An 11,815-nucleotide genomic window follows, 5' to 3' on the forward strand; every position below is an offset into this window, starting at 1 on the left:
TATTTCCCACTTTTGCATTGCGCCTGCATGACATCATGCGATCATCCACCCTTTCGTCCGCCATTCTGGCCCATGATCCTTCGTCTCTGCTCGGCGCTCTCGCGACTGGTCAGAGGCCGTTGTGCATCAGGGCCTGACATCTTTCGTCCGGAGTCCGCATGGACAACAGCCCTGAGTCGCCAACCCCGGCATCGCCACCCTCCGCCACTGGCAGCAAGCCACCCTCCTCCCGCCGTCTGATCTGGATGCGCCTGCTGGCGCTGATCATTCTCGCGCTGGCGATAGCGCTGGCGGCCTGGTGGATGACCCACCGCCCCGGCGCCCCCAAGCGCGCGCCCAGTGACGCCCCGGTTCCCAGTGTGGAAGTGGTGACGGTCAGCCATACGGCCAGTGCACCGACACTGGAAGGCTACGGCCGCGTGATCGCCGATCGTCAGACGACCGTATCCACCCGGGTCAGCGGTCAACTGGCCCCCTTCCCCGAGGGCATCGAGGCGGGCCGTGAAGTCCGCGCGAACCAGCTGCTGGCGAGTCTCGACCAGCTGGATTACCAGCTGGCGCTGCGTCAGGCCGAGGCGGATCTCGCCACGGCAGAAGCCAGCCTCGCCTCGGAAAAGGGCGAGCAGATCCGCGCGGCCTCGGAATACAAGACCTTCGGTCGCAACCTGCCGGCGGCGCAGAAAGCGCTGGTGCTGCGCGAGCCTCAGCTCAAGTCGGCTCAGGCCGCGGTGGACAGTGCCCGCGCCAGCCGCGACCAGGCCAGACTCAATCTGGAACGTACCGAGATCCGCGCGCCCTATGACGGCCTGATCAGCGAGCGGCTGGTCGGCGAAGGCAGTGACCTCAACGCCTTCACCGACCTGCTGACGCTGGTGGCCACCGACCGCTTCTGGGTGCGTCTCAATCTCCCGCAGGCCGACATGGAATGGCTCTCGACCCATGCCCGTGACGGTCAGGGCACGCCGGTCCTGCTGTCCAGCAAGGCATGGCCGGAGGGCCAGCATCGGCGCGGCGAAGTGTGGAGCGTCCTGCCGTCCCTGGAGGACAACGGCCTGCTGACCCAGGTGATGGTGGCAGTGGAAGACCCATTGGCGCTCGACGTCTCCGAGGAGGCGCGCGCCAGCACGCCGGCCCTGCGCCTGGGCGATGTGGTGGAAGCGACTCTGACACCTCAGCGCACCGCATCGCTGATCGAGCTGCCGGTCAGCGCCCTGCGCAGTGGCCAGCAGGTCTGGGTGCTGACGGAGGATGGCTATCTGGAGAAACGTGCGGTGGGCGTGCGCCATCTGGGCAACGACACCCTGCTGATCGCCGGGGGGCTGAGCGATGGCGAGCGGGTCATCGTGAGTGCCTTGAGCAATGTCGAGGCCGGCATGGCGCTGCGTGCCCGCGGTGATGCGCCGACGCCGACCACCAGGACCCCTGATACCAAGGCGGCTGACGACAAGACGACGGCTGGCGACAAGAGCACCGCGACAGTTGAGCAGGACACCGCGACTGGTGACAAGAACGCCACGGTTGCCGACAAGCGCGCCACGACCACCGGAAGTGACTCATGACGGCACCGTCGCGCCTCAAGGGCCCCATCCGCTGGATGCATGATCATGGTGTCGCCGCCAACCTGCTGATGCTGTGTCTGATTCTCGGCGGTCTGCTGATGTCCAGCCAGATCAAGAAGGAGGTCTTCCCCTCCTTCGAGCTCGAGATCATCAACGTCAGCGTCAGCTATTCCGGCGCGACCCCCGATGAAGTGTCCGAGAGCCTGTTGCAGGCCATGGAATCCGCGGTGCAGGACGTGGAGGGGATCGAGGAGATCACCGCCACGGCCGAGGAAGGCCTCGGCTCACTGTCCATCGAGCTTCAGGATGGCGTCGAGACCATGCGCGCCTACCAGGACATCCAGCAGGCCATCGACAGCATCACCACCCTGCCCGATGAGTCCGATCCGCCCGTCTACTCGCTGGCAGGTCGCTCGCGCAGCGTGATGGAACTCAAGCTGCACGGCCAGACGGATGACCAGACCCTGCGCAACGTCGCCGAGCGTCTGCGCCTGAGCCTGCTGGACAGCAACGACATCACCAAGGTGGAGCTGACCGGCATCCGTGACCGGGAAGTGCACGTGTCACTGGAGGAAGGGGCGCTGCGCCGTTACGGCCTCTCGCATCAGGATGTGGCCAGCCTGATCGGCAATCAGGCGCTCAACCTGGCCGGCGGCAGTCTGGACACCCAGCAGGGCGAGTACCTGGTGCGCTACGAGGCGCGACGCGACGGTGCCGCCGAGTTCGCGCAGCTGCCGGTGATCTCCAGTCAGGAAGGCAATGTCATCCGCCTGGGCGATATCGCCACCGTCACCGACGGCTTCGCCGACAGTGACAAGGAAGTGCTCTATGACGGTGAACCGGCGATCGGCCTGGACATCTATCAGGTCGGCTCCCAGACACCCAACGAGCTGTCCGCCGCGACCATGGCGATGCTGCCGGAGCTGTCCGCCAGCCTGCCGCGCGGCCTGACGCTGAGTGTCGAGGACGATGATTCGCTGGTCTATCAGGACCGTCTGGAACTGTTGCTCAAGAACGCCTGGATGGGGCTGGTGCTGGTACTGGTGCTGCTGGGCCTGTTCCTGGAGGCGCGCCTCGCCTTCTGGGTCACCCTGGGCATCCCCACGGCCTTCCTGGGCGCGATGCTGTTCCTGCCGCTGGTCGGCGTGTCCATCAACATGATCTCGATGTTCGCCTTCATCATCGCGCTGGGCATCGTGGTGGATGACGCCATCATCGTCGGCGAGAACATCCACTCGCATCGCGAGCGCGGCGCCAGCATGCGCGAAGCCGCCATCCTCGGCGCGCGCGAGATCGCGGTGCCACTGGCGTTCTCGATCCTGTCCAACATCGTGGCCTTCATTCCGCTGCTGTTCCTGCCCGGCTTCCTCGGGCTGGTATTCGGCATCATCCCGCTGGTGGTGATCAGCATCTTCGCGCTGAGCTGGATCGAGGCGATCTTCATCCTGCCCGCGCACCTGGGACACACCAGCGAAAAGCCGATTCGCTGGCTGGCACCGCTGGACCGCGTGCGTCACGGCGTCCAGCACGGACTGGAGCGCTTCACACGTCAGCGCTTCCAGCCCTTCCTCGAGGGGTGTCTGAACTACCGTGGTCTGACCGCCATCTGTGGCCTGGCGCTGCTGGTGCTGGCGATGGCCTGGATGGCCAGTGGCCGTCTCGGCTTCTCGCTGATGCCACGCGTGGAATCCAACCGCGCCGGCGTCACCGCCAATCTGCCGGTAGGCAGCCCGATCAGCCAGGACCGCGAAGTGCGCACCCTGCTGCTGACGGCGCTGGACCGCGTGCGCGAGCGCGAAGCCGACCTGGCGGTCTTTTCCACCAGTGCCGAGATAGAAGGCAACTCGCTGAGCATCATCGCCAATCTGGACACCACGGTGGAGAACAACTGGTCGCCCTCACAGCTGATCAAGGCCTGGCGCGAGGAAGCGGGCACCATCGCCAATACCGAATCGCTGCTGTTCGAATCCGATATCGGCGGGCCGGGACGCGGCGCGGGCCTCACCATTCGACTGTCATCCTCCGACAGTGCCGCGCTGATGGCGGCCGCCGCGACCCTGGCGACCTCGCTTGAGGATTACAGCTCGCTGTCGGATATCGACAGCGGTCTGGATGACGGCAAGCGCGAGCTCTATCTGCAGCTCAATGCCTATGGACGCTCGCTGGGACTGGACGGCGCGACGCTGGCCAACCAGCTGCGCGGACCGCTGTCCGGCGCCACGGCACTCAAGCAGCAGCAGGGTCGCAATGAGGTCGAGGTCAAGGTGCTGTTGCCCGAAGCCCAGCGCGCGAGTCTGGCCCAGCTGGAGAATTTCGGCGTGCAGACGGCCGACGGCGTCAGCGTGCCGCTGGGACTGGTGGCCGACATCCAGCAGGGGCGCGCCGCCTCCAGCATCCTGCGCATCGATGGTCGCCGCGTGATCGAGGTCACCGCCAACGTCACGCCGTCCGATGCGGTCAGCCAGGTGATCACCAGTCTGGAAAGCGATGTCTATCCCGAGCTGAAGAGTCAGTACCCAACTCTGAGCATCGGCTATGGCGGACGTCAGGAGGAGACCGCCGACAATCTGGGGTCCCTGCAGGTCTCGTTGCTGCTGACCCTGGCGGCGCTCTATCTGCTGCTGGCCCTGCCTTTCAGAAGCTATCTGCAGCCGCTGCTGGTGATGACGGCGATCCCCTTCGGCCTGATCGGCGCGGTGATCGGCCATCAGCTGATGGGCTACGGGCTGTCGGTGATCAGCCTGATGGGCATGCTGGCGCTGTCGGGTATCGTCATCAACGATGCGCTGGTCCTCATCGACTATGCCAACCGCCAGCGGCTGGCCGGAGCCAGTGCGCGTGAGGCGATCATCATGGCGGCCACGCGACGTCTGCGACCGATCCTGTTGACCACGCTGACCACCTTCTTCGGTCTCGCGCCGATGATCTTCGAGACCTCGCGCCAGGCTCGCTTCATGATCCCGATGGCCGTTTCCATCGGCTTCGGCATCCTGTTCGCGACGGTCATCCTGCTGATCCTGGTGCCGTCGCTCTATCTGCTGCTGGAAGACCTGCAGCACAGCCTGCGTCGCCTGCTGGGACTGCCGCCCCGCACCCCGCCTCAGGAGGAACGTGCGTCATGATCCAACCCGTGACCGCCCTGCGTTCGAGACTTTCGGTCCGCCTGTTCGTGATCCTGCTGCTGACCAATGTCGTGATCGGCGGCAGCATCTACCTGTTCATTTCCAAGAGCATGGACAAGGGCTTCGCCGAGTACCTGCAGCAGACCCAGCAGGAGCGCGTCGAGATGATCTCGACGGACCTGATCAGCGCCTATGCCGCCGAGGGCAGTTGGCAATGGCTCAAGAGTCGGCGCAACTGGGGGCGTATCGTGCACTCCCGCCCGCCGAGCGAAGAGGACGGCATGATGCCCGGGCCCGGCATGTCACCGCCGCCAGGCCGGGAGGACAGCATGATGCCCGGCCCCGGCATGTCGCGCCCGCCGGTCGGAGAGCAGGCCATGCTGCTGGGGCCCAACATGACGCGCCCACAGGATTACATGCTGCGTGATGCCGATGGCCAGCGTCTCAATGGGGCACCGCGCCCCATTCCCGGCATGCAGTTCAAGGACCTGATGCTTGATGGCAGCAAGATCGGAGAACTCGGCTATCTGCCGGTGAGCGAGATGCTGAAGCGCGGCAAGGACCAGTATCTGGAACGTCAGTCGCGCGATCTGGCCATCATCATGCTCTCATCCGCCTTCGCCTCGCTGCTGGCGGCCGCCGGGATCGCCTGGTGGCTGGGGCACCGCGTCCGTGACCTGGCCTCTGGTGCCAATCGCCTGTCGAGTGGCGACTATGCCACCCGTCTGCCGGTCCGCGGGCAGGATGAGCTGTCGCGGCTGGCCGAGGACTTCAATGCCCTGGCGGCGACACTGGAGAGCAATCGCGATTCCCGCCAGCGCTGGGTCAGCGACATCTCCCACGAGCTGCGGACTCCCCTGGCGGTGCTCAAGGGCGAGATTGAAGCCATGCAGGATGGCTTCCGCCCGATGAGCCATTCAAGCCTCGGCTCGCTGGCCCAGGAGGTGGACGCCCTCAATCGCCTGGTGGCGGACCTGCGCCTGCTGGCACAGAGCGATGCCGGTACGCTGGAAGCCTGGCGCGAGCCGCTGGCGCTGGATACCCAGCTCCGTGACAGCCTGGACGACCTGCGCGGCTGGCTGGCGGATGCCGGGATCGCACTGGAGACCGACATCCCGCTGCCGCTGCGGGTGCTGGGCGACACGCAACGCCTGCATCAGCTGTGGAGCAACCTGGCCAGCAACACCCGTGCCTATACCGATGCACCGGGCAGACTCAAGGTCAGTCTGCTGCACGAAGCCGCAAGCCCCGCCCAGGGAGCCGGCCACCCCGGCTGGGCGATCGTGCGCTGGGAGGATTCCAGCCCCGGCGTGCCGGACGCCGAGCTTGCCCACCTCACCGAGCGACTGTATCGCGTCGAGAACTCGCGCAATCGCTCAAGCGGTGGCAGCGGGCTGGGACTGGCCGTCGCCAGCGCGCTGGTGAGTGCTCATGAAGGCGAGCTGGTGCCGGGGCACTCCACACTGGGCGGGCTGCGATGGGACATTCGCCTGCCGCTGTTGTCTACTTGAGACTGACTCTTTTTCATCCGCAAGGACTCTTGACCATGAGCGACATTCACGCCGACCACTCCGATGACCAGGCACAATCTCGCAAGCCATTGATTCTGGTGGTCGAGGATGAGCCCAAGATCGCCAGCCTGCTGTGCGATTATCTGAATGGCAGCGGTTATCGCACCCGCCACGTGGATGATGGCAATGCCGTCATCGCCGCGGTCAATGACGAGAGACCGGCACTGGTCCTGCTCGACCTGATGCTGCCGGGTACCGATGGCCTCACCCTGTGCCGTCAGCTGCGCGCTGAAGACGCCCTGCTGCCCATCGTGATGCTGACCGCGCGCGTCGAGGAAGTGGATCGCCTGCTGGGGCTGGAGCTGGGCGCCGATGACTACATCTGCAAACCCTTCAGCCCGCGCGAGGTGGTCGCCCGCATCAAGGCCGTGCTGCGTCGCAGCCAGGCACTCGACCAGACGCTCTCGCAAAGCTCCGCCAAGGGCCAGCTGACGCTCAACGAAGAAGGCTGGCAGGCCCTGGCGGATGGCCATGACCTGGGGCTGACCGCCGTCGAGTTCCAGCTGCTCAAGGTGATGATGCAATCACCGGGGCGCATCTTCTCCCGTGATCAGCTGATGGACCACATGTACCGGGATCACCGCATCGTCTCGGAGCGCACCGTGGATTCCCACGTCAAGAAGCTGCGCCGCAAGATCGCCAGTGCCTGGCCGGAGCGCGACGTGATTCGCTCCATCTACGGCGTCGGCTACAAGTTCGAGCCTGACGTGCTGGACTGACTCCCCGCCTCTCCCCGGGCCCGCGAACCTTTCAGCAACATGACAACCGCCGTCTGTGACCACAGACGGCGGTTGCGTTTTTGTTGCACCCGCGGTGCTAACTTGCTGTCCAACTGCGACGGATACTGTCATCACTGCCTGAGTACGCGACATCGACTGCCGCATGAGCTCGGGCTCACGCCACAAGTGAGGTATTCGCCATGTCCCACCGTCCTGCCAAGCGTGCGCGTCCTCGCACTCGTCTGATCAGTGCCGGCATGCTGAGCGTCATGCTGATGGTGTCACCGCTGACCGTGAGCAGCGCCAGCGCCGCCGATGTCTCCCTGAGCGTATTGCTGGATGGCATCAGCCTGAACGTCAGTCAGCGCGACACCCTCGACACGCAATATCGTCACTACCGCCAACAGCGTCAGGCGGCCGAGAGCCACCACGATGCAAAGGCGCTGGCCAAGGCCCGTCAGGACTATCTGGCCAAGGTCGACAGAATCCTGAACGCCGAGCAGACAAGCCGTTTTCATCAGCACTTCGATCGCCACTACCCCGACAAGGCCAGCACGGGCAAGCAAGCCCGGCACTGACGGCCTCGTGGCAGGCTGCCGCGACAGCGTTGCAGATCCTGACATGACACATTGCACACTTACCCGCGAGTACTTGCACAATCCCGGCACATTCGCCGCCGATACTCGCTATATCGCATGAACGCAGTTCTTTATCTCGACATACGGAGTACGCCATGAACCGCATTTCTCGCAAGCTCATCGTTTCCGGTCTGCTGACCGCCCTGGCACTGCCGATGACCGCCATGGCCGCCAGCGGCGTCAAGCAACAGGAACAGCACGACGGTGCCGCCGGCCGCCAGGCAGGCCTGGACAAGATTCTCGCCAGCTGGCACCTCAGCGATGCTCAGAAACAGAAGCTTCAAACGCTGAAGCAGCAGCAGATGGAAAGCCGCAAGCAGCTCAAGGAACAGACCTTCGACTCTCGCGAAGCACGTCGTGATGCCATCAAGGCCCAGCGTGACCAGCACAAGGCCGCCCTCGCCGAGATTCTCGACGACAACCAGGTCAAGGTGCTTGAAGCCTACTGGGCCGCAGGCAAGCCGATGCACGGCAAGCATGATGCCAAGCGCCCTGATGGGGCCGACAAGCATGGCGACAAGCCGATGGCCATGAAGGACAAGCCGGCCGGCGGCAAGCACATGGGACGCGATGGCGATCAGCGCATGGCACTGATGGGCGCCCTGTTCGACAGCTGGAACCTGGATGAGGACCAGCGTGCGTCCCTCAAGGATTCCTTCGATGCCATGCGCGGCGACATGAAGTCGCTCAAGGAAACCGACTTCGACTCGCGTGAAGCGCGCAAGGCCGCCTTCAAGGAACTGCGCGAGACGCAGCACGAGCGCCTCGCCAAGGTGCTCAACGATGACCAGATCAAGGTGCTGGACATGATGCACCAGCGCGACAAGCGCGGCCCGAAGATGGCGGAGCGTCAGCAGCGCGAAGGCATGAAGGCCCTGCTGGCAAGCTGGAATCTGAGCGATGATCAGATGCAGGCGCTCAAGGAAGTCCGCAAGGAAATGCGTGACGAGATGCATGACAGCATGAAAGAGATGCACGACGACATGCGGGATGCCATGAAGGATGCCGACACCAGACAGGAGCGTGTCGCGGCCCGTCAGGAAATGCGCAAGGAGATGAAGGAGCAGCGCCTGGAACTGCGTCAGGAAGGCCGCGAGAAACTGGCTGATGTCCTGTCCGCCGAACAGCTGGACGCGCTGGAGGCCTTCATGGCCAATGGCATGCGTCATGGCGGCCCGCACGGTGGTCCGCAGGAGGGACCGGGCGAGCCGGCTCCGCAGGCCTGATGCGCGGCACCTGAGAGGCGACTCCCCTTTTCAGGTGCCAGCCAGACACGCCCCATGAAGTGACCCTGATCGGTCTTGTGGGAAAGAAAACGCGAAAACGATGCCGCCCCGGCCGCCTTCTGGTGGTCGGGGCGGTGTCGTTTTCGTCCATTGGCGACAGAAATGTCTCTCTCCGCGACATTCCTGACGGGAGGCTCTGGCATGAGGGCTCGCGCCCGACGGATCGCGACAGGTTCATAAGAGAAAGCGACAGTCCCCCTGTCTTTTTGGGTAATGGGGGTTATATTTTTATTGAACAATCAATTAAAATAATTTTGCGAGGCCTTGAGCATTACATGGCGTGATGATGAGAGTCGTGCTTTCCTGACTGCTGAGCTCCCCCGTCCGAGGGTTCTCTCGAACGACAGGGCATTGAGCAACGGTGTCCATGACAGAAGCCACCGCAGGGGGATGCCTGCAACCGTCAGCGGAAAGCGGACCCGGCACTGGCCGCGAAGGAATTCGCGCCGCGCAGATGTCGGAGTCAGAGATCTTGGCAAGACAGTCTCTGACGTCCAGCAGCGCCCTGTGAACGTTCACCATGATGAAGGTCGCGAGACAGTCGCCAGGCATGCCGTTGCCGAGGCGCCCGCCGACCGACCTTCGTGAATCGCCTTGAGGCCGTTCTCGCCTGCTGCCTGCGGATGGACCTGCCATTCCTCCGCCTGCCAGTCGACACTGCCACCGCTTCAGCGCTGCCCATGACGGGAGCTGAGCGAGGCCCGTGCCGTTCGTGTCCGTCTTTGCTGACACCCTGCCGTTGCCCCCACAGCCGCAGGCTGTCAGCAAAGCACTACGCACGAGTGAAACTTCCCCATGACAGGAGTTCCTCATGCAGAAACCCGCTTCCTCCGAGAGCGCTGCGCCGACCTCGAGTCGCATCAATCCGACGGTCTTCTACGGATCGATCATCGGTATCGTGGCGTTCCTCGCCTTCGCGATGCTGTTCACCGAACTGGCTGACCAGTGGATCGGCAACGCCCTGAGCTGGACCATCGATACCTTCGGCTGGTTCTACATGCTGGCCATCGTGGCCTATCTGGTCTTCGGTGTGCTGATCGCCTGCTCACGCTTCGGGCGCATCCGCCTGGGACCGGACGACTCGCGTCCTGAATTCTCGCTGATGTCCTGGGCCGCGATGCTGTTCGCCGCCGGTATCGGCATCGACATCCTGTTCTACTGCATCGCCGAGCCGCTGTCCCACTATGTGGCACCGGTCACGGGGGACCCCGAGACCCAGGCGGCGATCCGCAACGCCATGGTGGAAACCTTCTTCCACTGGGGGCTCTCCGGCTGGGGCATCTATGTGCTCGCCGGCATGTCGCTTGCGTACTTCAGCTATCGCCACCGCCTGCCGCTGGCCATCCGCTCGGCCTTCTATCCGCTGCTGGGCAACCGCATCAATGGCCCGATCGGCAACGCCGTGGATATCTTCGCCATCATCTCCACCGTGTTCGGGATCGCCACCTCACTGGGCATCGGCGTCATCCAGCTGAACTACGGTCTCAAGTTCATGCTGGGCGTGCCCGAGAACCTCGCCGTGCAAGCGGCACTGATCATCGGCGTGATGATTCTGGCGACGATTTCCGTCATCACCGGTGTCGAGAAGGGCATCCGCCTGCTGTCCGAATTCAACATGCTGCTGGCCACCGCCCTGCTGATCTTCGTGCTGGCCGTCAGCGACACCTCCCAGCTGCTCAACGCGCTGGTGCTCAACATCGGTGACTACCTGACCCAGTTCACCGCCAAGAGCTTCGATACCTATGCCTACACGCCGGGTACCGATGAATGGATGAGCGGCTGGACCCTGTTCTTCTGGGGCTGGTGGATCGCCTGGACCCCGTTCGTGGGCCTGTTCCTGGCGCGCATCTCACGTGGCCGCACCATCCGTCAGTTCGTGTTCGGTGCGCTGCTGATCCCGTTGAGCTTCATGATGGTATGGATGAGCGTCTTCGGTAACTCGGCCATCGACATGGTCGCCAACCAGGGCGTCAGCGCACTGGCCACCGAAGCCCTGAACGCACCACAGAACACCATCTATACCTTCCTGGAGCAGCTGCCGTACTCCACCATCACCACCGCCGTGGTGGCGATTCTGGGGATCGTGTTCTTCGTGACCTCCGCCGACTCCGGCGCGCTGGTACTGGCCAACTTCACGTCCATCCTCAAGGACGTCAACCACGATGCACCGATCTGGCTGCGCATCTTCTGGTCCGCCATCATCGGCCTGCTGACGCTGGCTCTGCTGATGGTCGGGGGGCTGAGCGCGCTGCAGAGCGCCGTGGTGATCACCGCCGTGCCCTTCTCCATCGTGCTGATCTTCATGATGATCGGCATGTACAAGGCGCTGATGATCGAGGATCGCAAGGAGAACGTGCGTCAGGACAACAGCTGCGTCTATGAAGGGGTCGACTGGCACGAGCGTCTGGATCACGTGCTCGACTTCGCCAAGAGCGGCAGTGCCGAGGCAACGCTGAAGCGCTCCATTCGTCCGGCGCTCAACCAGCTGGCCGAAGAGCTCAACCGTCGCGGCCAGGTCTCCTCCGTCAGTGAAGAGACGGCAGAGGGCGAGCCGCTGCCGCGCGTGACACTGGAAGTCGAGTTCGAGGATGCCTCCAACTTCGTCTACCAGGTGCGTTCGGTGCGTCACCAGACGCCGAGCTTCATCGATGCCAACGATGACTACTACCTGCGTCTGGCCGTCCACCTCTCCGAGGGTGGCAGCGGTCAGGAGCTCAACGGCCTGTCGCGTGCTCAGGTGCTCGATGAAGTGGTCACCGCCTATCAGCAGCATCTGGCCTTCGTGCGCAACGATACGGTCAATGAAGCCCCGGTGATGCCAGGCGTGATCGGCAAGCAGACCGACATCGACTGAGTCGTCATCCGGTGCCGAGCCTACGCTCGGCCTGCAACGCAAAAGCCCCCGCCGGTCTCCCGGCGG

The 11,815-nt window shown here is 64.0% G+C and carries 7 protein-coding genes; all 7 read left to right on the top strand.

Annotated elements, in window-relative coordinates; genetic code table 11:
* Positions 1–158: 158 nt before the first annotated feature.
* The 7 genes from QD172_RS15550 (at position 159) to betT (ending at position 11,749) form a co-directional block, all read left to right on the top strand.
* The gene (locus QD172_RS15550; RefSeq protein ID WP_279856226.1) at positions 159–1,559 is read left to right on the top strand and encodes an efflux RND transporter periplasmic adaptor subunit; all 1,401 of its coding nucleotides are present in this window, start codon (positions 159–161) and stop codon (positions 1,557–1,559) included.
* Positions 1,556–4,681 (top strand): efflux RND transporter permease subunit, encoded by a 3,126-nt coding sequence (locus tag QD172_RS15555; protein WP_279856227.1) that lies wholly within the window; start codon positions 1,556–1,558, stop codon positions 4,679–4,681. The genes QD172_RS15550 and QD172_RS15555 overlap by 4 nt, the downstream gene beginning before the upstream one ends.
* Entirely contained in the window at positions 4,678–6,192 is a 1,515-nt protein-coding gene (locus tag QD172_RS15560) for an ATP-binding protein (protein ID WP_279856229.1), read from the top strand. Before QD172_RS15555 ends, QD172_RS15560 begins: the two co-directional genes overlap by 4 nt.
* A 35-nt stretch (positions 6,193–6,227) precedes the next feature.
* Positions 6,228–6,971, top strand: a complete 744-nt coding sequence (locus tag QD172_RS15565) for a response regulator (RefSeq protein ID WP_084207931.1) — start codon at positions 6,228–6,230, stop codon at positions 6,969–6,971.
* 200 nt (positions 6,972–7,171) lie between these two features.
* Positions 7,172–7,549 carry a hypothetical protein gene (locus QD172_RS15570; RefSeq protein ID WP_077378389.1) on the top strand — a complete coding sequence of 126 codons (378 nt, stop codon included), beginning with the start codon at positions 7,172–7,174 and terminating at the stop codon, positions 7,547–7,549.
* A 155-nt stretch (positions 7,550–7,704) separates the two neighbouring features.
* Entirely contained in the window at positions 7,705–8,835 is a 1,131-nt protein-coding gene (locus QD172_RS15575; RefSeq protein WP_191237627.1) for a Spy/CpxP family protein refolding chaperone, read from the top strand.
* An 871-nt stretch (positions 8,836–9,706) separates the two neighbouring features.
* Positions 9,707–11,749, top strand: coding sequence for a choline BCCT transporter BetT (gene betT, locus QD172_RS15580; protein WP_077378383.1), 2,043 nt, complete (start codon positions 9,707–9,709; stop codon positions 11,747–11,749).
* Positions 11,750–11,815: the final 66 nt, after the last annotated feature.

The organism is Cobetia sp. 10Alg 146, assembly GCF_029846385.1.
Classification (GTDB): Bacteria; Pseudomonadota; Gammaproteobacteria; order Pseudomonadales; family Halomonadaceae; genus Cobetia; species Cobetia marina.

Coding starts and splice junctions, on each gene's coding strand:
- QD172_RS15565 (WP_084207931.1), top strand. CDS start 6,228: ATGAGCGACATTCACGCCGACCACTCCGATGACCAGGCACAATCTCGC.
- QD172_RS15550 (WP_279856226.1), top strand. CDS start 159: ATGGACAACAGCCCTGAGTCGCCAACCCCGGCATCGCCACCCTCCGCC.
- betT (WP_077378383.1), top strand. CDS start 9,707: ATGCAGAAACCCGCTTCCTCCGAGAGCGCTGCGCCGACCTCGAGTCGC.
- QD172_RS15575 (WP_191237627.1), top strand. CDS start 7,705: ATGAACCGCATTTCTCGCAAGCTCATCGTTTCCGGTCTGCTGACCGCC.
- QD172_RS15560 (WP_279856229.1), top strand. CDS start 4,678: ATGATCCAACCCGTGACCGCCCTGCGTTCGAGACTTTCGGTCCGCCTG.
- QD172_RS15570 (WP_077378389.1), top strand. CDS start 7,172: ATGTCCCACCGTCCTGCCAAGCGTGCGCGTCCTCGCACTCGTCTGATC.
- QD172_RS15555 (WP_279856227.1), top strand. CDS start 1,556: ATGACGGCACCGTCGCGCCTCAAGGGCCCCATCCGCTGGATGCATGAT.